Here is a 22,647-nt window from a genome sequence, read left to right as displayed (position 1 = left end):
GTTCTCCTCCTACCCGGCGGCCGTCATCGGCGCGGCCAGGTCCAGCGCGCTACGTTTTTCTTCCATGAAGTCATCGAGCCGCCCAATTTCCTGATCCGACATTCGCAGGCCGAGCTTGGAGCGCCGCCAAACGACATCTTCGGCAGTCCGTGCGAATTCGCGCGTCATCAGCCATTCGACCTCGGACTGGCTCAAATCGGCCCCGAACATCTCGCCGAGATCCCGCTTTGCACGGGCCCCATCCAGCATTTCCAGGGCATCTGTGCCGTAAGCGCGAACGAGGCGCTTGGCCCAATTCGCGTCCAGAAACGAATGGTGTTCGCGCAGTGACGCGATGAGCTTGTCCACCTCGGCCACCGGAAAGTCGCCGCCGGGCAGTGGCACACCGGCAGTCCAGCCTTTGCCAGATCGATTGGCCGCCTCGCTCAGCCTGTCCACGGCCTGCTCCGACAGGCGCCGATAGGTGGTGATCTTGCCCCCGAACACGTTGAGGATGGGCGCGCCGCCATTATCGTCCAGCACCATCACATATTCGCGCGTCGCAGCGGTCGCCGATGAGGCACCGTCGTCATAAAGGGGTCGGACGCCTGAATAGGCCCAGACGATGTCGTCTGGCGTCAGTTTCTGCTTCAGATATTCGTTCGCGAACCCAAGCAGGTAATCCCGCTCGCTTTCTGAAATCTCGGGCGGCACATTCGGGTCGTGATGTTCCCTATCGGTGGTGCCGATCAGCGTATAGTCCTCCTCATAAGGCAGGAGGAAGATGATCCGGCCGTCGCGGCCCTGCAGGAAGTAGGCTTTATCGTGCTCGTAGAGCCGGTGGGTGACAATGTGACTGCCCTTCACCAGACGCACATCGGTTTTCATGTTCGAACGGCTGGTGCGGTCGATGAGGTCGCGAACCCACGGCCCGCCGGCATTGGCGAGCATACGGGCCTGCTTTGTGAAACGCTCTCCCGTTTCGACATTCTTGAGCGTCACGAGCCATTGATCGGCCTGCCGCTCGGCGCCGATAAGTTCGGTCCGGGTCAAAACGGAAGCGCCGCGCTCTGCCGCGTCTCTGGCATTCAGCGAGACAAGCCGGGAATCCTGAACCCAGCAATCGGAATATTCGAAAGCCTTTTCGAACTCGTCCTTCAACGGAACGCCGGCAGGATCGGTTGCGAGATCGACGGTCTTCGTTCCCGGCAGAAATTTACGACCCGCGAGGCTATCGTAGAGAAAGAGGCCCGCCCGGATCAGCCATGCCGGGCGGCGTCCCTTCATCCACGGCATCACAGTCGACAACAACTTCGAAGTCGGTGTGTCGTTCTCGAAGCGCATCGACGGCGTGTAGGGAAGAACGAAGCGCATCGGCCAGGCGATATGCGGCATCGCCTTAAGCAGTATTTCGCGCTCTCCCAGTGCTTCACGCACCAGCTTGAACTCGAAATACTCCAGATAGCGCAGACCGCCATGAAAAAGCTTCGTCGAGGCAGATGATGTGCCGGAGCCGAGGTCGTCTTTCTCGACAAGGCAGACCGACAGGCCCCGCCCGGCCGCATCGCGGGCAATACCGCAACCATTCACACCGCCGCCAATAACCAGCAGGTCGAAAACAGGCGCATCATGATGCGGATCGTTCGCCATGCGCCCTCCCTAGCCTCATGCGACGTATCGAGCCGGGAACCTACGCCCGCCAACCCGTCCGCGTCAACAGTAGAATGTTCGTTTATTTTCGCTTTAGGTTCTTTTGCGCGGCATTATGTGTTCGCATTCCAAGGGAGACCCGCCATATGCATTCTGTTTTCTTCGCTCGCACTTGCTTTTGCCGAGATCACTGCGCACTGTGCAGCTCGCTTTCGGAGGGTCTACGGGATGAGCGAAACGCTGCGGCACCCGGAAATATTGGAGCTGGCACGCCAGCAGGGCAAAGTCAGTGTCGAGGATCTGGCTGGCCGGTTTGGCGTGACAGTCCAGACGATACGGCGCGATCTCTCGGAACTTGCCGATAGCGGGCATCTCAAGCGCGTCCACGGCGGGGCGGTTCCGGTCTCCGGCGTCACGAATTTCGGATATGAGGAGCGTCGCAACCTCAATCAGGAAGGCAAGGAACTGATCGGGCGGACTTGCGCGGCCGCAATTCCGGAAAACTCGTCGATTTTTCTCAATATCGGCACTAGCACCGAGGCGGTGGCGCGCCAGTTGCTCTCGCACCGCAATCTGCTGGTCATGACCAACAATCTGAACATTGCCAATATTCTGGTCGCCAATGAAAGCTGCGAGATCATTGTCGCTGGCGGTGTGCTGCGCAGAAGCGATGGCGGACTGGTCGGCGGGATGACCAACCGTGTCGTGGAGCAGTTCAAATTCGATTACGCCATCCTTGGGTGTTCGGCGCTCGATTATGATGGCGACATTCTGGACTTCGACACGCAGGAGGTCGGCGTCAGCCAGACAGCACTAAGCCGTGCGCGCACCAAGATTCTGGTTGCCGATCATTCGAAATTCGAACGCAGCGCACCGGCGCGCATCGGCAGCCTGTCTGCTATCGACCTCTTCTTTACCGACCACCCCGTTGGGGCCGATCTCAGCAATCTATGCCAGGAGTGGGGCACGGATATCCGTCTGCCCTGAACGATGGTTCGACTGCCTGGATGCGTCTGTCATTCTTCGCCAGCGTAAAAAGGGCCGAAACCGCAAACTCCGCCGATAGGAATTATTCGCTAGTGGATCAGACGATGGCGATCGTCCGCGTGAAGGGACGATCGCAACCTCTATGGTAATCACTCCAGATCGATATCGAGGATCGCCATTGCGAGATTGTAGGACACTTCGCCTTCATCCTCGATGCGATCGATAACGCCCAGGAACTCATCGTCCAGATAGAGTTCGCAGGAATCTTCCTTTCGCGGACGTGCGCGCACTTCGATCTTGTCGGTCCGGAACAGGCTCTTGAAATAGGCATCCAGCTTGCGGATCTCGTCAGGTTTCAAAGGATTCTCCAATTTGAATTCATAGCAACAGGGTAAATGCGCAGTTTCCGGTAACTCGCCGGCAATTAGCGCGGGCATTCGGGCGGGGTAGAGGCGAACTCAATCAGGGATGTACAGAAGGTGTTTCCTGCACGATCGAAGATCAGTCATCCATGGAAAGCATCTGGTCCATCGCACGGGCCGGTTCGGCGCACGTGCTTTCGCCGACGATTCTCGCAGGCACGCCGGCCACGACAGTATTGGGCGGCACAGGGCGGAGGACCACCGACCCGGCTGCCACCTTCGAGCAATGGCCGATCTCGATATTGCCGAGGACCTTCGCGCCCGCACCGATCAGAACACCGTGGTCGATCTTCGGATGGCGATCGCCGTTCTCCTTGCCGGTTCCGCCCAGCGTGACGCCCTGAAGGATCGAGACATCATCACCGATACGTGCGGTTTCGCCGATAACGATTCCACTGGCATGATCGAGAAAGACACCCCTGCCGATCTCGGTAGCGGGATTGATATCGACACTCAAAACCGACGATGCCCGGCTCTGCAGATAGAGGGCAAAATCCCGTCGGCCTTGCTGCCAGAGCCAGTGCGCCACCCGGTGGGCCTGAAGAGCATGAAAGCCCTTGAAATAGAGAAAAGCATCGAGATAGCGCCGGCAGGCGGGGTCACGATCGTAGACCGCCTGCAGATCAGCCCGCAGCGAGGACGCAAAGCCCTCGCCCGCATCAAGCATCTGGGCATAGGCCTGCTCGATCAGCGCCGGAGCCATCAATTCGTGACCAATCCGCTCGGCGACACGACGGGCGATAGCGTTTTCCATATTGCGGTTGTTGAGAACGTTCGCGCACAGAAACGCGCCCATCATCGGCTCGCGATCGACGGCCTCCTCGGCTTCCTTCCGCAAGGTATCCCAAATCGGGTCCAGGCTCTCGGGAGCGGTGTGTTCTGCGCGCTGCGACAGGGCCATGGTGTACTGCTCCGATAGGTAGCGGCTGTCTTCGCGGTGATATAAGCCATTCGGAGCGACAGTCCAACCGCCCCAGGGAAATGAAGGCTAACGATCGATGACGGGTTTCATCCGACGCACGCAGGACCACGTCTCCACACTGACAATAGAGCGGCCGGACAAGCGCAACGCTTTGACGCTGGCGATGTGGGAAGAACTGGCAGCCCATATCCGCTCGATCGAAGATGACGGCCAAACCCGCGTCCTGATCCTGAACGGTGCAGGAGACCATTTCTGCGCCGGAGCGGATATCGGCGAATTCGACACGACCCGCAAGGATGCAGAAAGCGCCCGGCACTATGAAAGCAGCAATGTCGAAGCCTTTGCCGCTATTCGAAACGCACACTTCCCCATCATCGCGGCCATACGTGGGACCTGCTTTGGCGGTGGTTTCGGCCTGGCTGCCGCTTGCGACATTCGCCTTGCGGATGAAACGGCGCGCTTCTGCGTTCCGGCCTCGCGGCTAGGACTGGCATATCCTCACGAGGCCATGATCGATATCGTCAATGCCGTCGGGCCACAGCTAGCGCGTTATCTCGCCTTCACGGCCGACAGTCTGAGCGCCGAAGAGGCGCTATCCCACGGCTTCCTTCTGCGGATCGAAAGCAAAAGGCCGGTGCTCGAGGCTGCGGAGGCTATGGCGAAAGCCATTGCGCAGCGCGCGCCGCTCTCCGCCAAAGCGTCCAAGGCTGCCATTCTTGCCACCATCGACCCGGCACAGCCGCTGGCCTCAAAGACGGAGGCGCTCGGCGCGGCCACTTTCGACAGCGCAGATTATCAGGAAGGGCGTGAAGCCTTCCGCCAGAAGCGCAATCCGATCTTTCACGGCGCCTAGGGTTGTACGTCCCCTAGAAAGGACAGAAGCGCCTCCGTGAACGCGTCGTTCCTGTCGCCAACGATCATGTGGCCCGCCTGCTCGATATCCACATAGCGCCCATTCGGCAGCCGCGAGGCCGCGTCGCGCGCCTCTTCCTCGCCGACAAGTTCGCTGGACATGCCCCTGACCAGCAAAACCGGCAACTGAAGACGCTCGATCGCCTCATCGAAACGCAGAAGATGTTTCGGCGCCTCCGCCATGATCGACCGTTCGCCTCCGGAGGCGAACACGGGATCCCAGTGCCAGCGCCAGCGGCCATCATCGTGCTGACGCATATTCTTGCGCAGACCGCCGAGCGATTTTGGCTTAGAGCGGTGCGGCATGTAGGCGGAGATAGCATCGGCCGCCGCCTCCAGATCGGGAAACCCCTCTTCTGCGGCAGCGGTCATGAAGCTGATGATGCGCTGAGCGCCGTCCTGGCGCATTCTCGGCACGATATCGACCAGAGCAATGGCTGCGAAGCGGTGCTGCTCGTCCTCCGCTCCAATCATGCTGAGGCCGCCCAGTGACGCCCCCACGCCGATAGGCATACGGCCCGTCTCTTCGGTCAGCCAGTCGGCGAGCACAGCGGCATCTCGCGCATAATCATGAAAGCTGTATCCAGCCTTCGTGACCCAGGCACTGTCGCCATGCCCACGCATGTCGAAGGTGAACGCCCGATAGCCATTCTCGGCAAGATGAGAGGCCGTCTTTTCCCAAGCATAGCGGGTCTGTCCGCCGCCATGGAGCAGGAGAACCGGAGGCCCCTCTCCTATGGCGTCCCCGAAGAGAGGATTGTCGTCGGCACCGATCGCTTCGACCGTCCTTTTGTTCAAAGCGGGTGATCCTGCAAAAAATCGAGCACCTTCGCCTTGAAGGTCTTGTCGCCTGTGGCGATCAGATGGCTGCGCTTCTCGATATCGAACGCCTCTGCCTGGGGCATGAGAGCGGCCAGATCATGTGGTGATCCAGCCACCTCGTCCTTGGTGCCGACCGCGATAAGAGTCGGCTGACGTATGGCCTTCAGATCCTCGGCGGGCATCAGGACACGATTGCTCGCGATGCATGCGGCCAAAGCGCGCCGGTCCGAGCCGGTACGGTCCGCGAAGGTACGAAATTCCATGCCGCTCTTGTCAGCCAGCGCCTCGGGATCCTCAGCCAAAAGAGCGTCCGCGACAGGCGCCCAATCGCCAGATCCTTCGACCAGCGCCATGCCGAGCCCTCCGAGAACGAGCGTCGCAACGACCTCGCCATGATCGCGCGCCAGAAAGCTGGCGATCCTCGCCCCCATCGAATAGCCCATCACGTGAGCCTTTCCGATGTCGAGATGCCGTAGAAAAGCCAGCGCATCATCCGCCATGAGGGTCGGAGTGTATCTTTCCGATTCGTAGAGCTTGTCGCTCTGCCCATGGCCGCGGTTATCCAACGCGACAACACGGTAGCCAGCCTCGGTCAGCGTCTGGACCCAGTTGGTCTCTACCCAGTTGATTGTCTTGTTGGACGCAAATCCATGGATGAGCAGAACGGGATCGCCATCGCGCGGTCCCTCGTCGAGATAGGCCAGTTGCAGCCCGTCATGCGTAAAGTTCTTCATGGCGTCTGGTTAAGCCGCATGTCCTTACTGCGCAAGACAAAGTGCCGTTTAGACGGCATGCCAGCCCGCTTCGGTGCTTATCCACCGATCACGGGATGGTTCAGCACCGTTCCCTTAGTAATGCCGAATTCTTCTGCCTGCCCGGCCTTGAGCTCCAGTACAAACTTCGCCGTGCCGTCCGATCCAAGCGGCGTTTCGTCCAGCGGTTTGCCACGACGGATGGAGTCGACTTTCCCATCTTCTCCGACAAAGATGATATCGAGCGGCATCAGCGTGTTGCGCATCCAGAAGGACCGCTTGCTCGAGCGATCGAAGACGAACAGCATACCGTGATCGTCCTCCATCTCCTTACGATACATCAAACCGGCGGCAGCCTCGGCGGGCGTCGTCGCGATCTCGACCATAATGGCGATGTCTTCGCGACCGTCGACCGTCACTGGAACCGGATCGGTGGAAAGGACCATCGGCTCACCGGCAACAGGCAGATCCGAGCGTGCAGCCCCGCTTCCCGTGAGAGCCAGAACACCACCAAGGATGATGGCAAAAGCCAGGACCATCGACAACAGGTCGAACGAAAATCGCTTGTGCTGTCTCATCCCACGTCTCCTCATGCCCGACCTTGCGATCGATAAAATTCAAGATGAACGAGGTAAGCGGCGGGAATTTGGCGATGGACAGGCAAATGGATGATTCTGCAGCCTGAATTCAGCCGCCTTCATTAACGCAAGATGTATGCTGCGCTGTTTGAGACAGTAAGGGGGTTCAGTTGGAGAAGGCTGGCGTGCCGAGATCCGGATGGATTTCCGCAGCCATAAGCCCCTTGCCCGAACGGCCGTATCGCACAAGCACGGTCTGTCCCGGCCGCAATTCGGTCAGGCCGTAGCGACGCAAGACTTCCATGTGAATGAAGATGTCCTCGGTCCCCTCGCCCCGGGTCAGAAATCCGAAGCCCTTGGTACGGTTGAACCATTTCACCAGGGCTCGCTCCAGACCGGTTTCCGGTTCGACCGACACGCGTGTCCGAGGAGCGGCACTTTCGGCTGGATGGACGCCGGTCGAATTGTCGAGAGACAGGATCTTGAAGCTTTGCAGGCCGCGGTCTCCGCGCCGTGCCAGAACATGGATGCGCGCAGCTTCCAGTGCGGCCTGATGGCCATCCTCCCGCAGACAGGTCACATGGAGAAGGACGTCGCCCAGCTCAGGCTCTTCGGGGACGATGAAGCCGTACCCCTTGGCCGCGTCAAACCATTTTATATGGCCATGGATTTCGACAACGCTGTCGTCGGCGGAGAGAGACCGATCAGATGCAGCCGCATCACTATGTGCTGTCATATCGTCGTCCATCGGCGATACGCACTCCCTCAAACCAACCGTACTCGCGAATCTAAATGCAAGCTTAACATGAGAAAATCGCAGCCTGACAAGGCCGGTTCGTCAAAATCTTACGTATCGTCACCGAAAAGGCGGGCGCGAGCCCGCCGCTAACCGACCGTAGCTGCTTGGAACTTTCATCTCCTACCCTAGAATTTCGGGCCTGAAATTATCCCCAGCAAGAGGTACAAGAGATGCGCTATCTGCACAGCATGATCCGAATCCGCGATGTCGACGAATCGCTGGATTTCTGGGTCGGAAAGATGGGACTTGTCGAAACGCGCCGCTTGGAGAACGAAGCGGGCCGCTTCACTTTGATCTTCCTCGCAGCGCCCTCCGATGTCGAAAGAGCCAAGGATGAGCGTTCGCCAGAACTGGAGTTGACCTACAACTGGCCCGGGGACGACGGCGAGCAGGAAGATTACACCAATGGCCGGAATTTCGGCCATGTCGCCTACAAGGTGGATAACATCTACGAGACCTGTCAGAAGCTCATGGATGCCGGTGTGACCATCAACAGACCGCCCCGTGACGGCAATATGGCTTTTGTGAAAAGCCCCGACGACATCTCGATCGAGCTCCTGCAGGAGGGCGATCCGCTTGAGCCGGCCGAGCCATGGAAGAGCATGGAAAATACCGGTAGCTGGTAGACCCCGCTCACACGAGCATTGCGATTGCCTCTCGCGCCATTGTAGGCGCGAAGGCAAGACCCGTCTTGTATCCGCCCGAGGCGACGACGGCGTACTCTCTGACCCGTTCTACTAGCGGGTTGGCGGTTGGGCCTTTGGGGCGCAAATGCGCCCATCTTTCAAGAACAGTCGCGCCCTCCAGCCACGGGCAAAGAGTCTTGGCCTTTCCTAACAGTTCATCCAGCTTGCCATCGGTCTCGAATGCATGCTGCCAGCTCTTCTCAGTCGTTGACCCAAGTCCGATTGTGCCGTCCGCATGAGGTACGAGATACAAGCCGTCTCCGTAGATCATCGGCATGTCTTCCGGGACAGGATCAGCGGGACGGATCAATGCACCTTGCCCCTTGATACCGACGATATGAGGCGTGGCCGTCCTGTCGAGGCCGAGCGCATGGAGAGCGCTTGTGCTGTTTGCACCGGCTGAAACGAGGATCCGCTTCACGCCGATTTCACCAGAGCTGGTTTTGAGCACCTCGCCAGCGGAGCTCCATTGGCCGGCTTCGCAACCCTCAAGAATCGTCACGGAAGGCTCGACCGACGCACGCAAGGCGGCAAGAAGCTTGCGTGGGGAGACGATGGCGCTCAGATTGTCGAAGGCGTAGCCGAATCTCGTCGCTGATGCGGACAAAAGTCCATCCGGCGCTTCAGTCTGTTCAACCCGCCATGCAACGCCTGCATCACTTCGCCAGTTTTGCGCGGCAGCCCCGGACCAGTGAGTTTGACGCTCTCGCTGCTCCTCCGTAGCGATCGGCATCAGGCGCCCGGCGCGCCGATAGCCTGTCGCAAGGCCAGTCTCGCTTTCCAGCACCGCACAGAGCGAACCCAGCTCCACCAGGGCATCGAACTGCTTCTGTTTCTTCAAATTCCAGGGATGCGGCTGATGCGGCATCAAAGCGCCGAGCACACCGCCGGATGCGCCCGCGCCGATATGGTCACGTTCGATCAGGATGACGGACAGTCCCTGTTCGCTTGCAAAGCGCGCTGCCCAAAGGCCAACGATTCCGCCACCGATAATCGCAAGGTCAAACGTGCCGTTTTTCTCAGCGATGGTTTGTCTCCCCTCGGTGGTCCTAGTATGAAGCGCGCCACACAGAGCACCCCAAGCATCCAGAGCAGTTTCATGGCCCTTTTCGATCCGCGTAACAAACATGCGTCGCAGAAACATCAGAAAATTCATGCCGCATACGCGATTGCGGAAACTTTTGTGTCGTTCAGCGCCGCGATGCTTTTTCTGGTTGGGTCATGGATGTTTTTCTACAAGGATCTGCAGGTCCCAGCGATCTGGTGCTTCGTAATCGGCTCTGTGTTCTTCGCCATCAAGCCGACGCTCCGTCTGATCCGTGAAATCCAGTACGCACTGACCGGCGATCTGGATGATCTGGTCGGATCCTAGCCAGGATGGATCGTCACCCGCTTCACTGGGATATCGAGGGTCGCGCGCATTCCGACCTGTACGACGATGTGTTCTTCAGCCGTGCCGATGGGCTGGCTGAGACGACGCACGTCTTTCTTGAGGGCAATCGGCTGAAACAGCGCTTTGCCGCGCTGCCTTCCGGCGCAACCTTCACCATTGGTGAACTTGGTTTCGGCAGCGGCCTGAATATGCTGGCCACGATCGAACTGTGGCGGTCAGCGGCGCCTGCCGGCGCGGTGCTCCATCTTGTCAGCTTCGAGAAGCATCTCCTGCCGCCCGACGCTGTGAACCGCATGCTCGCGCCATGGCCTCACCTTCTGTCACTGGCCACGCCGCTCATTAGTGCCGCGGCCGACCACGAAACAGGAGAGCTGGAGATGGATTTCGGCCATGACGTGCATCTGAAAGTGATGATTGGCGATGTCGCGGACCGCATTGCCGACATGGCCGCTCCTGCGGATGCGTGGTTTCTCGACGGATTTTCGCCCGCCAAGAACCCGGCCATGTGGTACGCCGACCTGATGGCCGCGCTCGCCACGAATACTGCAGAGGACGGCACGTTTGCGACCTATACTGCCGCCGGCTGGGTTCGCCGCAATCTCGAGGCTGCGGGTTTCGCGGTCGAAAAGAGGCCTGGCTTCGGTAGGAAACGGGAGATGATGGCGGGAACGCTCAAAAAGAACTCTGGTTCAGGAGAGGCTTGCGCTTAACGCCTCGAGTTCATCGACGATGGATGCCTCGGAAGGCTCGATGCCGGCGCGGTGATACCAGTACCGGGCATTACCCTCGTCGCCTTCGATACGATGCACGATCGCGTGGATGTGATCGAAGACAGCCTCGCCTTCATGCGCTTGCGCGATCTCGTGGGCTTTCTTCCATTGCGGGCCGGGAGAATAGTCATTGGCCCTCAACAGTGTCAGCGCTTCGAGGGCCTCTGCGGCGTCGGGATCACTGCTCACCACCACCGCTCCGGCGTAAAGCGACCCGCCGCGCTCTCAATGACACGGCCCGCCGCAAAGAGTGTCTCTTCGTCGAACGGCTTGCCGATCAGCTGCAGACCAAGCGGCAGCTTCTGCGCGTTGAGACCCGCCGGCACGGCGATGCCGGGCAGACCGGCCATGTTCACCGTCACGGTGAAGACGTCATTGAGATACATCGCCACCGGATCGACATGGCGCTCATTGTCGCCAATCGGGAACGCCGCGCTCGGTGTAGCGGGCGTCAGAATCGCGTCCACGCCGTCATCGAAGACGGTTTCGAAATCGCGCTTGATGAGCGTTCGGACCTTCTGCGCGCGCAGATAGTAGGCGTCGTAATAGCCTGCCGAAAGGACGTAGGTTCCGATCATGATGCGACGCTTGACCTCGTCGCCGAAACCGGCGGCACGCGTTTTCTCGTACATGTCGGTGATGTCCTTGCCGCTCTCGCGCAGACCGTAACGAACACCATCATAGCGCGCGAGGTTCGATGAGGCTTCGGCGGGAGCGACGATGTAATAGGCCGGCAGCGCGTATTTCGTATGCGGCAGGGAAATATCGCGGATTTCCGCGCCTGCATCCTTCATCATTGCGATGCCGTTCTGCCAGAGCGTATCGATCTCGTCGCTCATGCCTTCCATACGATATTCCTTCGGAATACCGATGGTCAGGCCCTTCACGCCGCGCTCCACCGCTGCCTCGAAGTCCGGGACCGGAACGTCTGAAGAGGTGGAATCCTTGGGATCGAGCGACGCCATGGATTTCAGCATGATCGCCGCATCCTGCACGGTGTGCGTGACAGGTCCGGCCTGATCGAGAGACGACGCAAAGGCAACGACGCCCCAGCGGGAGCAACGGCCATAGGTCGGCTTGATACCGACCGTGCCGGTGAAGGCGGCAGGCTGGCGGATCGAGCCGCCCGTATCCGTTGCCGTGGCTGCGGCGCACAGATTGGCGGCGACAGCCGTGGCCGAACCGCCGGACGAGCCGCCCGGCACGAGATCCGTGCTGCTATCCTCCGCGCGCCAGGGGTTCTTGACCGGTAGGTAAGCGCTGGTCTCGTTGGAGGAGCCCATGGCGAACTCGTCCATGTTCAGCTTGCCGAGCATCACAGCGCCATCGGCCCACAGATTGGCCGTCACCGTGCTTTCATAGGGTGGACGGAAGCCATCCAGAATGCGGCTGCATGCCTGGGTATGATCGCCTTCCGTCGCAAACAGGTCCTTGATGCCGAGCGGAACGCCTTCGAGCGGCCCACCCGCTCCCTTGGCAAGTCGTTCATCCGATGCCTTGGCCATGCTGCGTGCCTTGTCATAGCCAACGGCCACGAAAGCAGTCAGCGAACCATTGGCCGCGTCGATCGCGCCGAGATAGGCATTGGTGATCTCCGAAGAGGTGAACTCCTTTCGGGCCAGTGCATCGCGGATTTCTGCCAGGGTAAGCTGTGTGAGATCGGTCATGCGGAAAGAACCTTACGGTAAAAGCGGTTATGTTCTGATGTCGGATAGTCGAGCACGGCGCCGCAGGGCTGAAAGCCCGCGCGCTCATAGAGGCTCCATGCCGGCGCATATTCAGGTGAGGTGCCCGTTTCCAGGACAAGTTCTGAGAGGTCCAGCGCTTCGGCCTTATCGATGATGGCGGCAAGAACCGAGGCGCCGATGCCCTGACCGCGCAGATGAGGCGCGGACCACATTCGTTTGACTTCACCGATGCGGCCTTCATGCTGTTTCAGGCATCCCATGCCGACCGGCGCGCCACTATTGTCCCGCACGATGAAAACCATGCAATCGGCGCCGCTCATCTGTTCGGCGGTCATCGGAAACTGAAATTCCGGTGGCGAGAGCGGCGTCAGGTGGGCGTTCAATGCCGTCACCATCGTGCGGACATCCTCCTGCAAAGCAGCTTCCGTTTGAATGGCAAAGGCCACCGTTCTTACTCCACCACCTTCGGCACCAGGAAGAAATGGTCTTCCGTCGCCGGCGCATTCTTGACGATATCATCCGCCTTGCCGCCATCGGTGACTTCGTCATCGCGCCGGCGCATTCCCATCGGACGAACAGAGGTCATTGGCTCAACACCCTCGACATCGACTTCGGAGAGCTGTTCGACAAAACCAAGGATCGCGTTGAGTTCGCTGGTCATCCGTTCCGCCTCGCCCTCCTTGAGAGCAATACGGGACAGGCGCGCCACACGGTGGACGGTTTCGGTATCGACGCTCATATAAAACTCCCGGGATTCGGATCGTCTTGAAGGCCCACATTGAAGGAGCCGCTGCCGCGCCCGCTATAGCGAGGCGATATCGGCGGTGCAACAGAACCGGCACAAAGTCGAACCAGCAAGCTGTTCGGGAGAAGAAGCCTTATGGAAGAGAAAAAGCAGCGGATCGTGATTCTGGGCGGCGGCGCGGGTGGACTGGAACTGGCCGCCCGGCTCTGCCGCAACGACGACCTTGCCGTTACCCTCGTCGACAAGGAAAGCTCCCATCTCTGGAAACCGCGCCTCCATGAATTTGCAGCCGGGACTGCCGATTCCATGCTGACGGAGATGAGCTTCTACTCGCTGGCAAAGTCCCTTGGCTTCACCTTCGAGAACGGCTGTGTCGAGTCCATCGATCGTCAGGTTGGAAATGTTCGCCTCGCTGCGCATCACCCCGAGGGACAATCGCTCGAAGCGCCAGCCCGAACGGTGCCCTATGACCGGCTGGTGATCGCGCTCGGCGGAGTTACGCCCGACTTCGGCACCGAGGGCGTGGCGGAACACGCCATCCGACTCGATGAGGAGGCCGATGCGCGCCGCTTTCGCGAACTCTTCATCACCGCGCTGTTGCGTGCTCAGGCGACCGGCAAAGCGGCAAGGATCGCGATCGTCGGCTCCGGAGCGACGGGAACGGAGCTCGCGGCCCATTTGCGAACTGCGGAGCGGGCCTTTCAAAGGCCGCAAGAAGATCAGCGAAGCCACCCTTTGCTGGAAATTCGAATCCTTGAGGCGGACGACAAACTGATGGGCGGTGCCGACGACAAACTGCGGTCGGGGTTGAAAACCCGGTTGGACAGTCTTGAAATCGATACAGAAACCGGCGCTGAAATCTCTCAGATATGTGCCGGCGAGGTGCGTAGCGCATCGGGCGGTTGTTGGCCGGCCGATATCGTGGTCTGGGCGGCAGGGCTGGTCGGCCACCCTCTGTTGAGCGAACTGGCCGATTTCGAAACGGACAAGAAGGGGCGGATAAAGGTCAATTCACGCCTGCAAACGACGGTGGATCCGGCCATCTTCGTCATCGGAGATGCCGCAAGTTTCGGTCCCGAAGGGCAGCAACAGCCATTGCCGCCCACTGCGCAATGCGCAAGTCAGCAGGCGGCATGGCTTGGCACCTCACTACCGCGACTGATCGATAAAAAGAAAACGAAGCCCTTTCGCTTCAACGATCATGGCCGGATTCTTTCAATCGGCCGAGCCGGTTCCATCGGCTCCATCGGTCTCTTCAATGACAAGGATGACTTTCTGGTTCAGGGAAAGTTGGCGATGGCGGCCTATCAAAGTCTTCAACGCCGCCATCAATGGACCGTCCTCGGCCCACTCAGAGGTTCCGTCGCGATCCTGGCGGACATGATAACGCCAGCCAACGGACCACCCCTGAAGCTGCACGGCTAGAGCGCCGCGCTTGAACTCAAAGCTCGACAGCTTCGCCGACCTTGGGGAGCAACATGGAAGTGCCCGCGCCCTCCAGTTCCTTCTCGAACATATCGGACGTTCCGCTCAAAAACTCGAACGAGCCGAAATGGCTGGGTATGACCTTGTCGAAGTGGAAATACTTTCGGCAGGCCATGGCCGCAAATTTCGGACCCATGGTGAGCCTGTCGCCGATGCAGACGATACCGATCTTCGGCTTGTGGACCTCGTCGATCAGAGCCATGTCCGAATAGATACCGGTATCGCCCGATATATAGAGTGTCTCGTCCTGCGCAGAGGTCGGCTCGATCACATATCCCAGCGGGTTGCCGAGATAGATGGTCCGCCCATCGCGGAACGTGGAACTGGAGTGAAACGCCGGCCAGGCCGTGACCTTGAAGGCATCGAAAGCGACCGTTCCGCCATGGTTGATGGGGCTCCCCTGATCTTCGGGCAGTCCTTCCGCCGTGAGGAACTGAATGATCTCATAGGGAGCGACCACGACAGCTCCCGTCTTTTTGGCCATTTCGGTGGTCACGCCGATATGGTCGTCATGTCCGTGGGTCAGCAAGATATGGGTGATCCCCTCGGCGGGCCCCTCCCAACCTCCATCCCAGACCGGATTGCCCTCCAGGAACGGGTCGACGAAAATTCTGGCGTCGCCGGATTCCAGGCGATAGGTGGCATGGCCGTACCAGGTCAGTCGCATTTCGATCTCCTCTTGTTTCTCCTTCTTGAGGATAGGTCGCAGTGGCGGCGAGAAAAGAAAGGAACGTGCAGCGATGCCCAATGTCGTCACGATCGAAGAACTGGCGCAAAGGCTTGGTCGCGACGAAGTGCTGGCGGGCCTCGATCTCGGCGAAAAGACGATCGGCCTTGCCGTATCCGATGCAAGCCTCGCTTTCGCTCACCCAAGACCCGTTATTGCACGCAAAAAATTCAGCAAGGATGCGGAAGCGCTCCTTCTCGCCCTTGCGAGCGACAGGGTCGGCGGTTTCGTCATCGGTCTTCCCAACAATATGGACGGGTCAGCCGGGCCGAGGGTTCAGACAACACGAGCCTTCGTCCGCAACATGGAACGTGCGACCGCCCTGCCGTTCTGCTTTTGGGACGAGCGGCTCTCCACGGTTGCCGCCGAGCGAGCCATGATCTCCACCGATATGTCACGAGCCAAGCGCGCCGCGCGGATCGACTCGGCGGCGGCCGCCTTCATTCTACAGGGTGCGCTCGACCGCCTGGTTGCCTTGCCCGACCGCTAACGGATCGACGTTCACAGCGGCGGGTGTCATCTCAGAAACAGGTTCGCTGGCATGCGCCTTTCGCGCCTGCCACCAGGCCTTGATCTCGCGGCGCCGCCGATAGGCCAGGATGGCCAAAACGACGGCAAGGTCCCAGACGACAGCACGAATCAGAAGTGCGGGTATGATCGCCGGATCGATACCGAGCAGATTGGCGTAGGTCTGCATGACGATGTCGTGCATCTGCCGCGAGAGATAGATCGATCCGAAGTTGATATCGTTCGCCGACAGGATGAACCACAGGGTGTAGAGCGTTAGCGGCACGACCCAGAAAATGATGCAGACGCGAGTGATCATGAGCGCCTTTCCCGCACCAGCAGCCCGCGGAAAGGCGGGTAAACCTTCCTTTGCGGCTGGCTGATCGAAAACGGCACACGCCGTGGCATCGGAATCTCTCCTCGTTAACGATTTGGAAACTGTATTGCGAGACGCAGGCTGTCCATGGGAAGCGGAAATTATGGTTAACGGTTTTTCCTGCTTATCAAAAACAGCGACGGATCAGGCCTCGGACGGATAGAGCGTTTCCAGAATCGCTTTCGGCTCATGCCGGGAATCGAGCGTTCCGTAGGTGCTGCGCCAAGCGCCGCCAAGACGACTCTCGGCAAAGGCATCGGCAATACGGCCCGCTCCTAGCCGGCGCAATTCGGCCGCTGCAGCGGCAAGCGCGAGCTGCTCGGTAAGAAATCGTGCTCCGCCTTCATCGGTCTGCGTGACTTCCGCTGCCGCTCTCAACACATCGATCGTCGTATCCGCCGAACGGCCCAGCCCCTCATGGATATCGGCAAGAATGGTCTCCATCGCCTGTGGCGAGCGCTTCAGAACTCTCAGCAGATCGAGCGCCATGACATTGCCCGACCCTTCCCAGATCGCGTTGACCGGCGCCTCACGATAGAAGCGCGCCATCGGGAAGGTCTCACAATAGCCGTCTCCGCCAAGGCACTCCATGGCCTCATAGGTCAGAGCCGGAGCTGACTTGCAGATCCAGTATTTAACAACCGGCGTCATCAGCCGAAGCCAGGCGGCCTGTGTCTCATTGTCGGCCGCTTCATCAAAGGCGCGTGCCAGGCGGAAAGCGAGAGCGGTAGCACCGGCAACGTCCAGTGCCATGTCGGCCAGGACGCGCCTCATCAAAGGCTGATCGAACAGTTTCTTGCCGAACACCTCGCGATGGCGGCAATGATGAACTGCCTCGGCCAGGGCGCCGCGCATAAGACCCGCCGAAGCCAGTGCGCAATCCAAACGGGTCAGGCTGACCATATCCATGATCGTGCGGATGCCTTTGCCCGGCTCGCCAATCAATTGGCCAATCGTCCTCTCGAACCGAACCTCCGAAGACGCATTGGATCGATTGCCAAGCTTGTCCTTCAGCCGCTGCAACTGAAGCCCGTTGCTCTGGCCATCGCCGCGAATACGCTGAATGAGAAAACACCCCGGCCCTTCGCTTGTCTGCGCGAGCACCAGAAAGCCGTCACTCATCGGTGCAGAGAAGAACCATTTCTCCCCGTCGATCCGCCAGTAGCCGCCGCCGAGTTCGGTCGCCTCAGTCAGGTTGGTGCGCAGGTCAGTGCCACCCTGCCGCTCTGTCATCCCCATGCCGAGCGTCAATCCGGCCTTTCGTGAGGGTGGCCGGTGGGTCGGATCGTATTTCCGGCTGACAACACGCCTCTTCCAGTCGTCGAAGAGGGCTTCTTCGCTCGCAATGGACGCCAACGATGCGTTCGTCATGGTGATCGGGCAAAGATGGCCGCATTCCAACTGTGCCGTCAGGTAGAAACGCGCTGCACGAATATTGGCGCGCGCTCCTGCTTCCTCTTCGCCATTCTCCCAGAACGAGCCATGGAGGCCCTCTGCGACCGAACGGCGCATCAAGGCGTGATAGGCTGGATGAAACTCGACCCTGTCGCTTCGATTGCCGTGGCGATCGTGCGTTTCGAGCCGCGGCGCATGCTGATTGGCAAGCCGTGCCATATCCAGTGCGTCGGCAGACAGCACATAAGAGCCGAGCGCATCGAGGCTTTCGCGTGTCTTTCCCGAAAAGGAGTCCGTCAATTGCACGAGAAGCGGGTCGCGTCGCCAGGCATTCGCGCCAGCCAGAGGGGGCGTGCGGTTGTCGTCGCTTGCCATGATCTAAACAGTCCTTCTGCCGGGGTCGGTCGAATCGATTCCCACTATAACTTGCCGGCCCCATGTTTCACGGCATCGCAGTCAGGACAATCGCCTGTTATTGAATGACGAAGAGCGCTTGCGGCGAAACCGGTACAGGACTATCAGACGCAACTATGGTGGTCGGCACACACTCCCTTTCCTCCCGTCACTTGCTCGGCATTCGCAACCTTTCCGAGCTCGATATTCAATTTCTTCTGGATAAGGCCGACAAGGCCGTCGAGGTCTCACGACGACCCGACAAGAAAACGTCCGCGCTGCGCGGACGAACCCAGATCAATCTCTTCTTCGAAGCATCGACGCGAACGCAGGCCTCTTTCGAGCTCGCGGGCAAACGTCTGGGCGCCGATGTTATGAATATGAGCGTGGCCTCCTCTTCGGTGAAGAAGGGCGAGACACTCATCGATACCGCGATGACGCTCAACGCAATGCGGCCTGATATCCTCGTGATCCGGCATGGCAGTTCCGGCGCCGCCGAGCTTCTGGCGCAGAAAGTCGAATGCGCCGTCGTCAATGCCGGCGACGGCCAACACGAACATCCCACGCAGGCGCTTCTCGATGCGCTGACGATCCGGCGGCATAAGGGCTCCCTTCAAAATCTGACCGTCGCCATTTGCGGCGACGTGCTGCACAGCCGTGTAGCGCGTTCCAACATCTTCCTTCTCGGCAAGATGGGCGCCCGGGTGCGATTGGTCGGCCCCTCAACGCTCATGCCATCCGGTATCGAGGAATTCGGCGTGGAAGTCTTCAACCGGATGGAAGACGGACTTCGCGATGCCGATGTCGTGATGATGCTGCGTCTGCAGCGCGAGCGCATGGCAGGCGGCTTCGTGCCAAGCGTGAGAGAATATTTCCGGTTTTTCGGGCTCGATGCCGACAAGCTTGCGCTCGCGAAGGATGACGCCATCGTCATGCACCCCGGCCCCATGAACCGCGGTGTCGAGATCGCCAGCCTGATGGCCGATGCGCCGCAAAGCGTGATCGAGGAACAGGTCGAAATGGGCGTGGCAGTCCGCATGGCGGTGCTGGAGCTGCTCGCTGGTCCCTCTCATAATGAGGCGGGCGGCGTATGAGCACGACACTTCTCACGCATGGCCGCATCGTCGACCCTTCGCGCCGGATGGATACGATCGGCGCCGTTCTGATCGAGGATGACAAAATCGTCGGCGCAGGCCCTGACGGTCTCAACCAGGGCGCTCCGGAAGGCGCGACCATCATCGATTGCAGAGGTCACGTCATTGCTCCCGGGCTTGTCGACGGCAGGGTCTTCATCGGTGAACCCGGTTTCGAGCACCGCGAGACGATCCGCTCTGCTTCCGAAGCAGCGGCGGCCGGCGGCGTCACCTCTCTCGTGATGATGCCGGACACAAGTCCCGTGATGGACCAGCCCTCGCTGGTCGAATATGTCCTGCGGACAGCAAGAGCCACATCGCTTGTCCGCATTCATCCGGCTGCAGCCGTCACGCGCGGCCTGGGCGGTAGCGAAATGACCGAGTTCGGCCTTTTGCGGGAAGCCGGAGCGGTCGCCTTCACCGATGGTCGCCACACTCTGGACAATCCCGTCGTGCTGCGGCGGGCGATGAGCTATGCGCGGGATTTCGACGCTCTGATCGCCATGGAAACGCAGGATAATGCGCTGGCGGCCAACGGCGTCATGAACGAAGGTAAGCTGGCGACGCTCATGGGTTTGCCCGGCATTCCCCGCGAGGCCGAACTCATTCCTCTACAGCGCGATCTGGCGCTCGCCGCCCTGACGGGCGCGCGCTACCACGCGGCCAAGATATCCTGTGTAATGAGCGCCGATGCCATTCGCCGCGCCAAGGACAATGGGCATCGCGTGACGGCCGGCGTTTCTATCAATCACCTGTCGCTCAACGAGAACGATGTGCAGGGCTACCGCACCTTCTACCGGCTTTCCCCGCCGCTGCGCGACGAGTTGGAGCGCCATGCGATGGCCAATGCGTTGGCGGATGGGACGATCGATATCGTCGTATCAAGCCACGATCCGCAGGATGTCGATACCAAGCGTCTTCCTTTCGACGAGGCTGCGCCAGGCGCGATTGGTCTGGAAACGCTTCTGGCAGCACTGCTCCGTCGGGTCCACGACGGCACCCTTCCCCTGATGCGTGCCATTGAAGTGGTGACCAGCGCGCCCGCTTCCTTGTTCGGCCTGCCTTACGGTACGCTCCGCCCCGGTGCGAAAGCCGATATCGCGATTATCGATCTTGACGCGCCATGGGAGGTCTCGGACAAGGATCTCCGCTCGCATTCGCGCAACAGTTGCTTTGAAAACGCACGGATGAGCGGCCGGGTATTGCGGACGATGGTCTCCGGCGAGACTGTCTTCGAGCTCAACGACTAGGGGCCTCGCCCGAACGGTCAGAAGTCTGGGAGGGCATCTATGGAGCTATCGGGTCAACTACTCGCGGCCATATTGCTGGCGCTGGCCGGAGGCTATCTCTGCGGCTCGGTTCCCTTCGGTCTCGTCATTACCCGCATGGCAGGTCTCGGCGATATCAGGACGATCGGCTCGGGCAATATCGGCATGACAAATGTGCTGCGCACCGGCAATAAAGGCTTGGCTGCGCTGACCCTTCTCGCCGACGCGTTGAAGGGCACGCTGCCTGTTCTTCTGGCGCTTTGGTGGGGCCGTCAGAACGGTATGGCGTCCTATCCGGCCATGGCCGCCGGGCTCGGAGCCTTTCTCGGACACCTTTTTCCCGTCTGGCTCCGCTTCAAGGGCGGCAAGGGCGTCGCGACCTATCTCGGCGTCTTGCTCGGATTGGCCTGGCCCGGCTTCCTCGCCTTTCTCGTGTCCTGGATCGGGTGCGCAGCGATTACGCGGATTTCTTCGCTCTCTGCCCTGATCGCAACAATTGTCGTTCCGATCTTTCTTTACGTTCTGGACTATGAACGGATCGCCGTCTTCTTCCTCGTGATGAGTTTTATCGTCTATGCCAAGCATCACGGGAACATCCGCCGACTGATCAATGGCACCGAACCGCGCATGGGAAAGAAGCGTGACCAAGACGGCTGACGAGAGCGCTCCTGTCGCGCCCCGCCTTTCGGACCGGCAGCGTTTTGCCTGGCTACGACTCATCCGAAGCGAAAACGTTGGGCCCGCCAGCTTCCGCAGCCTCATCAATCGCTTTGGATCCGCCGAACTTGCGCTCGCTGCCCTGCCCGAAATGGCCGCACGCGGCGGTGCCAAAAAATTACCCCAAGTCGCCGATGAAAGCGCTATTCGGCGCGAATTCGAGGTGGCCGCCAAACACGGCTTTCGGTTCGTCGCGATTGGCGAGCCGGACTATCCCGCCATTCTCGCACGCTCCGAGATGCCGCCGCCTATCCTCTGCATGACGGGATCCTCTAGCGCCTATTCGGACCGGCTCGTCGGGATCGTGGGGGCCCGCAATGCTTCGATTACCGGCATCAAAATGGCACGAAAGATTGCCGCCGACCTGGGTGAAGCTGGGTATGGCACCGTTTCAGGAATGGCGCGTGGTATCGATGCTGCCGCGCATCAAGCCGCATTGCCCTATCGCACCGTGGCGGTTTTGGCGGGCGGTCTCGATCAGCCCTATCCTCCGGAAAATATACCGCTTATGGATGCCATCATCGCGGAACAGGGAGCGGTCATCAGCGAAAGACCGATCGGCTGGCGCGCCACGGCAAGAGACTTTCCCCGCCGCAACCGGATTGTCGCCGCACTCGGCATCGGCCTCGTCGTGATCGAGGCAGCCAAGCGTTCCGGCTCACTCATTTCGGCGCGGCTGGCAACTGAACTCGGGCGCGATGTTTTCGCCGTGCCGGGGTCACCACTCGATCCAAGAAGCGAGGGCAGCAACGGTTTGATCCGCAACGGCGCCATCCTTGTCACATCGGCGGATGATATCATCGAGGATTTGCGTCCGCAGGAAATGAAGTCAGAAGGTGAAGCGGCCATTCTTGCCGGCGAGCCCGAGCAACCGGATTATGAACCGGACGAGAATGAACGGGACGCTATTATCGGCGCGCTGGATTTTTCACCCGTCGAGATCGACGAACTGATCCGTCATACCGGTCTGCCGGCATCGGCCGTTCTGGTTCACCTGCTGGAACTTGCGCTGGCCGGCCGTGTCGAAAGACTTCCCGGCAACAGGGTCCAGCGATTGCCGTCTGAATAGAACCACGCGAACCGCGTGGGTCCAAGCGGTCAGCCGGCCAGTTGTTCCGGCGTTTCCGCACGCTCTTCGTTACTACCGTTTGTCGGCGCGGGAAGGCGATGCGGCCGTTCACCGCGTATTACGTCGCTACATTCGATATACGCCATCTCAATCATGTAGGCGAGTATGTCGTACCGTTCGGACTGCGCAAGAAGAACGAGCTCGCGTAACATGGACTGGAGGTAATCAAGCGTCTCAGTCCTGTGATTCGATCTGCTCATCCTGGCCTCCAGTCCGGCGGGTTCTCGCTAGGTAAGGTCAATTACATTTAAATCACTCCTTAAAATTGTAAAGAAAAATTTCCTACAACCATTGACTCACGCATTCTGAATGCTGACGAGTGCCTCATCTGAACTTCCAGAGTTCCCGATCTGTGACCTGATCGATGCGGGTCGGACTTGACCCGATGCGCTCACACAGCCATGTGAAGCGC

Annotated in this window: 27 protein-coding genes; 11 read left to right on the top strand and 16 right to left on the bottom strand. The window is 59.8% G+C overall.

Annotated features, from left to right (window positions below):
• Positions 1-9: 9 nt before the first annotated feature.
• Positions 10-1,629, bottom strand: coding sequence for a glycerol-3-phosphate dehydrogenase (gene glpD, locus D8780_RS05475; protein WP_121644704.1), 1,620 nt, complete (start codon positions 1,627-1,629; stop codon positions 10-12).
• Between the two features lie 228 nt (positions 1,630-1,857).
• Between glpD and D8780_RS05470 the strand changes: the two genes are divergently transcribed.
• The gene (locus tag D8780_RS05470) at positions 1,858-2,616 is read left to right on the top strand and encodes a DeoR/GlpR family DNA-binding transcription regulator (RefSeq protein WP_121644703.1); all 759 of its coding nucleotides are present in this window, start codon (positions 1,858-1,860) and stop codon (positions 2,614-2,616) included.
• A 149-nt stretch (positions 2,617-2,765) separates the two neighbouring features.
• On the opposite strand, the gene D8780_RS05465 is transcribed toward D8780_RS05470, so the two are convergent.
• Positions 2,766-2,975, bottom strand: coding sequence for a DUF3126 family protein (locus tag D8780_RS05465; RefSeq protein WP_121644702.1), 210 nt, complete (start codon positions 2,973-2,975; stop codon positions 2,766-2,768).
• A gap of 142 nt (positions 2,976-3,117) precedes the next feature.
• Positions 3,118-3,939 (bottom strand): serine O-acetyltransferase, encoded by an 822-nt coding sequence (gene cysE, locus D8780_RS05460; RefSeq protein ID WP_121644701.1) that lies wholly within the window; start codon positions 3,937-3,939, stop codon positions 3,118-3,120.
• Between the two features lie 97 nt (positions 3,940-4,036).
• Here cysE and D8780_RS05455 point away from each other — a divergent pair, with 97 nt between their 5' ends.
• A complete protein-coding gene (locus D8780_RS05455; protein WP_121644700.1) occupies positions 4,037-4,813 on the top strand; it encodes an enoyl-CoA hydratase-related protein in 777 nt (258 codons plus the stop codon).
• Here the strand turns inward: D8780_RS05455 and D8780_RS05450 are convergent.
• The 4 genes from D8780_RS05450 to D8780_RS05435 form a co-directional block, all read right to left on the bottom strand.
• Positions 4,810-5,670, bottom strand: coding sequence for an alpha/beta fold hydrolase (locus tag D8780_RS05450; RefSeq protein WP_121644699.1), 861 nt, complete (start codon positions 5,668-5,670; stop codon positions 4,810-4,812). The genes D8780_RS05455 and D8780_RS05450 overlap by 4 nt on opposite strands.
• Positions 5,667-6,428: an alpha/beta fold hydrolase gene (locus D8780_RS05445; RefSeq protein WP_121644698.1), complete on the bottom strand. Its 762-nt coding sequence runs from the start codon at positions 6,426-6,428 to the stop codon at positions 5,667-5,669. The genes D8780_RS05450 and D8780_RS05445 overlap by 4 nt, the downstream gene beginning before the upstream one ends.
• Positions 6,429-6,505: 77 nt before the next feature.
• Positions 6,506-7,024 carry a DUF192 domain-containing protein gene (locus tag D8780_RS05440; RefSeq protein WP_158598446.1) on the bottom strand — a complete coding sequence of 173 codons (519 nt, stop codon included), beginning with the start codon at positions 7,022-7,024 and terminating at the stop codon, positions 6,506-6,508.
• A gap of 166 nt (positions 7,025-7,190) precedes the next feature.
• Positions 7,191-7,760, bottom strand: coding sequence for a cold-shock protein (locus tag D8780_RS05435; RefSeq protein ID WP_147440286.1), 570 nt, complete (start codon positions 7,758-7,760; stop codon positions 7,191-7,193).
• Positions 7,761-7,993: 233 nt separating this feature from the next.
• On the opposite strand from D8780_RS05435, the gene D8780_RS05430 reads away from it, so the two are divergent.
• On the top strand, positions 7,994-8,449 hold the full coding sequence (locus D8780_RS05430) for a VOC family protein (protein WP_121644695.1): 456 nt from the start codon (positions 7,994-7,996) through the stop codon (positions 8,447-8,449).
• A 7-nt stretch (positions 8,450-8,456) separates the two neighbouring features.
• Here D8780_RS05430 and D8780_RS05425 read toward each other — a convergent pair whose 3' ends face one another.
• Positions 8,457-9,488 (bottom strand): NAD(P)/FAD-dependent oxidoreductase, encoded by a 1,032-nt coding sequence (locus D8780_RS05425; RefSeq protein ID WP_245412382.1) that lies wholly within the window; start codon positions 9,486-9,488, stop codon positions 8,457-8,459.
• Here D8780_RS05425 and D8780_RS15905 point away from each other — a divergent pair.
• Both D8780_RS15905 and mnmC2 read left to right on the top strand, forming a co-directional pair.
• Positions 9,369-9,881, top strand: a complete 513-nt coding sequence (locus D8780_RS15905) for a YrhK family protein (RefSeq protein ID WP_245412381.1) — start codon at positions 9,369-9,371, stop codon at positions 9,879-9,881. The genes D8780_RS05425 and D8780_RS15905 overlap by 120 nt on opposite strands.
• Positions 9,882-9,886: 5 nt before the next feature.
• Positions 9,887-10,612 carry a tRNA (5-methylaminomethyl-2-thiouridine)(34)-methyltransferase MnmC2 gene (gene mnmC2, locus D8780_RS05415; RefSeq protein WP_121644693.1) on the top strand — a complete coding sequence of 242 codons (726 nt, stop codon included), beginning with the start codon at positions 9,887-9,889 and terminating at the stop codon, positions 10,610-10,612.
• On the opposite strand, the gene D8780_RS05410 is transcribed toward mnmC2, so the two are convergent.
• From D8780_RS05410 to gatC, 4 genes are read right to left on the bottom strand one after another with little or no spacing between them, the layout of a single operon-like run.
• A complete protein-coding gene (locus D8780_RS05410; RefSeq protein WP_121644692.1) occupies positions 10,592-10,861 on the bottom strand; it encodes a hypothetical protein in 270 nt (89 codons plus the stop codon). The two genes, mnmC2 and D8780_RS05410, sit on opposite strands and share 21 nt — an antisense overlap.
• A complete protein-coding gene (gene gatA / locus D8780_RS05405) occupies positions 10,858-12,339 on the bottom strand; it encodes an Asp-tRNA(Asn)/Glu-tRNA(Gln) amidotransferase subunit GatA (protein ID WP_121644691.1) in 1,482 nt (493 codons plus the stop codon). Before gatA ends, D8780_RS05410 begins: the two co-directional genes overlap by 4 nt.
• Entirely contained in the window at positions 12,336-12,806 is a 471-nt protein-coding gene (locus tag D8780_RS05400; protein ID WP_342633425.1) for a GNAT family N-acetyltransferase, read from the bottom strand. Before D8780_RS05400 ends, gatA begins: the two co-directional genes overlap by 4 nt.
• 5 nt (positions 12,807-12,811) lie before the next feature.
• Positions 12,812-13,099 carry an Asp-tRNA(Asn)/Glu-tRNA(Gln) amidotransferase subunit GatC gene (gene gatC / locus D8780_RS05395; protein ID WP_121644690.1) on the bottom strand — a complete coding sequence of 96 codons (288 nt, stop codon included), beginning with the start codon at positions 13,097-13,099 and terminating at the stop codon, positions 12,812-12,814.
• 141 nt (positions 13,100-13,240) lie between these two features.
• On the opposite strand from gatC, the gene D8780_RS05390 reads away from it, so the two are divergent.
• On the top strand, positions 13,241-14,530 hold the full coding sequence (locus D8780_RS05390; RefSeq protein WP_121644689.1) for an NAD(P)/FAD-dependent oxidoreductase: 1,290 nt from the start codon (positions 13,241-13,243) through the stop codon (positions 14,528-14,530).
• Between the two features lie 16 nt (positions 14,531-14,546).
• On the opposite strand, the gene D8780_RS05385 is transcribed toward D8780_RS05390, so the two are convergent.
• Entirely contained in the window at positions 14,547-15,257 is a 711-nt protein-coding gene (locus D8780_RS05385) for a metal-dependent hydrolase (RefSeq protein WP_121644688.1), read from the bottom strand.
• Positions 15,258-15,330: 73 nt separating this feature from the next.
• Between D8780_RS05385 and ruvX the strand changes: the two genes are divergently transcribed.
• Positions 15,331-15,807, top strand: a complete 477-nt coding sequence (gene ruvX, locus D8780_RS05380) for a Holliday junction resolvase RuvX (RefSeq protein ID WP_121644687.1) — start codon at positions 15,331-15,333, stop codon at positions 15,805-15,807.
• Here ruvX and D8780_RS05375 read toward each other — a convergent pair.
• Together D8780_RS05375 and D8780_RS05370 are read right to left on the bottom strand one after the other, a co-directional pair.
• The gene (locus D8780_RS05375; RefSeq protein WP_121644686.1) at positions 15,763-16,143 is read right to left on the bottom strand and encodes a DUF6105 family protein; all 381 of its coding nucleotides are present in this window, start codon (positions 16,141-16,143) and stop codon (positions 15,763-15,765) included. The genes ruvX and D8780_RS05375 overlap by 45 nt on opposite strands.
• Positions 16,144-16,344: 201 nt before the next feature.
• On the bottom strand, positions 16,345-17,970 hold the full coding sequence (locus tag D8780_RS05370) for an acyl-CoA dehydrogenase family protein (protein ID WP_121644685.1): 1,626 nt from the start codon (positions 17,968-17,970) through the stop codon (positions 16,345-16,347).
• A 155-nt stretch (positions 17,971-18,125) separates the two neighbouring features.
• On the opposite strand from D8780_RS05370, the gene D8780_RS05365 reads away from it, so the two are divergent.
• The 4 genes from D8780_RS05365 to dprA are packed head-to-tail and all read left to right on the top strand — an operon-like array spanning position 18,126 to position 22,175.
• Complete coding sequence (locus D8780_RS05365; protein ID WP_121644684.1) at positions 18,126-19,082, top strand: aspartate carbamoyltransferase catalytic subunit; 957 nt, start codon at positions 18,126-18,128, stop codon at positions 19,080-19,082.
• Positions 19,079-20,371 (top strand): dihydroorotase, encoded by a 1,293-nt coding sequence (locus tag D8780_RS05360; RefSeq protein WP_121644683.1) that lies wholly within the window; start codon positions 19,079-19,081, stop codon positions 20,369-20,371. Before D8780_RS05365 ends, D8780_RS05360 begins: the two co-directional genes overlap by 4 nt.
• 39 nt (positions 20,372-20,410) lie before the next feature.
• Complete coding sequence (gene plsY, locus D8780_RS05355) at positions 20,411-21,046, top strand: glycerol-3-phosphate 1-O-acyltransferase PlsY (protein WP_121644682.1); 636 nt, start codon at positions 20,411-20,413, stop codon at positions 21,044-21,046.
• Positions 21,030-22,175, top strand: a complete 1,146-nt coding sequence (dprA, locus tag D8780_RS05350; RefSeq protein WP_245412272.1) for a DNA-processing protein DprA — start codon at positions 21,030-21,032, stop codon at positions 22,173-22,175. Before plsY ends, dprA begins: the two co-directional genes overlap by 17 nt.
• Before the next feature lie 29 nt (positions 22,176-22,204).
• Here dprA and D8780_RS05345 read toward each other — a convergent pair whose 3' ends face one another.
• Positions 22,205-22,435, bottom strand: coding sequence for a hypothetical protein (locus D8780_RS05345; protein WP_121644680.1), 231 nt, complete (start codon positions 22,433-22,435; stop codon positions 22,205-22,207).
• Between the last annotated feature and the right edge of the window lie 212 nt (positions 22,436-22,647).

This window comes from Notoacmeibacter ruber, from assembly GCF_003668555.1.
In the GTDB taxonomy this organism is placed as follows: Bacteria; Pseudomonadota; Alphaproteobacteria; order Rhizobiales; family Rhizobiaceae; genus Notoacmeibacter; species Notoacmeibacter ruber.
The sequence above is the reverse complement of the archived record's forward strand: the minus strand, read 5'-3'. Positions and strand labels throughout refer to the sequence as shown.

Coding starts and splice junctions, on each gene's coding strand:
- mnmC2 (WP_121644693.1), top strand. CDS start 9,887: ATGGATCGTCACCCGCTTCACTGGGATATCGAGGGTCGCGCGCATTCC.
- D8780_RS05455 (WP_121644700.1), top strand. CDS start 4,037: ATGACGGGTTTCATCCGACGCACGCAGGACCACGTCTCCACACTGACA.
- D8780_RS15905 (WP_245412381.1), top strand. CDS start 9,369: ATGCGGCATCAAAGCGCCGAGCACACCGCCGGATGCGCCCGCGCCGAT.
- D8780_RS05365 (WP_121644684.1), top strand. CDS start 18,126: ATGGTGGTCGGCACACACTCCCTTTCCTCCCGTCACTTGCTCGGCATT.
- D8780_RS05375 (WP_121644686.1), bottom strand. CDS start 16,143: ATGATCACTCGCGTCTGCATCATTTTCTGGGTCGTGCCGCTAACGCTC.
- D8780_RS05360 (WP_121644683.1), top strand. CDS start 19,079: ATGAGCACGACACTTCTCACGCATGGCCGCATCGTCGACCCTTCGCGC.
- D8780_RS05430 (WP_121644695.1), top strand. CDS start 7,994: ATGCGCTATCTGCACAGCATGATCCGAATCCGCGATGTCGACGAATCG.
- D8780_RS05390 (WP_121644689.1), top strand. CDS start 13,241: ATGGAAGAGAAAAAGCAGCGGATCGTGATTCTGGGCGGCGGCGCGGGT.
- plsY (WP_121644682.1), top strand. CDS start 20,411: ATGGAGCTATCGGGTCAACTACTCGCGGCCATATTGCTGGCGCTGGCC.
- D8780_RS05445 (WP_121644698.1), bottom strand. CDS start 6,428: ATGAAGAACTTTACGCATGACGGGCTGCAACTGGCCTATCTCGACGAG.
- D8780_RS05345 (WP_121644680.1), bottom strand. CDS start 22,435: ATGAGCAGATCGAATCACAGGACTGAGACGCTTGATTACCTCCAGTCC.
- D8780_RS05470 (WP_121644703.1), top strand. CDS start 1,858: ATGAGCGAAACGCTGCGGCACCCGGAAATATTGGAGCTGGCACGCCAG.
- D8780_RS05385 (WP_121644688.1), bottom strand. CDS start 15,257: ATGCGACTGACCTGGTACGGCCATGCCACCTATCGCCTGGAATCCGGC.
- D8780_RS05370 (WP_121644685.1), bottom strand. CDS start 17,970: ATGGCAAGCGACGACAACCGCACGCCCCCTCTGGCTGGCGCGAATGCC.
- ruvX (WP_121644687.1), top strand. CDS start 15,331: ATGCCCAATGTCGTCACGATCGAAGAACTGGCGCAAAGGCTTGGTCGC.
- D8780_RS05435 (WP_147440286.1), bottom strand. CDS start 7,760: ATGACAGCACATAGTGATGCGGCTGCATCTGATCGGTCTCTCTCCGCC.
- gatA (WP_121644691.1), bottom strand. CDS start 12,339: ATGACCGATCTCACACAGCTTACCCTGGCAGAAATCCGCGATGCACTG.
- glpD (WP_121644704.1), bottom strand. CDS start 1,629: ATGGCGAACGATCCGCATCATGATGCGCCTGTTTTCGACCTGCTGGTT.
- gatC (WP_121644690.1), bottom strand. CDS start 13,099: ATGAGCGTCGATACCGAAACCGTCCACCGTGTGGCGCGCCTGTCCCGT.
- cysE (WP_121644701.1), bottom strand. CDS start 3,939: ATGGCCCTGTCGCAGCGCGCAGAACACACCGCTCCCGAGAGCCTGGAC.
- D8780_RS05440 (WP_158598446.1), bottom strand. CDS start 7,024: ATGAGACAGCACAAGCGATTTTCGTTCGACCTGTTGTCGATGGTCCTG.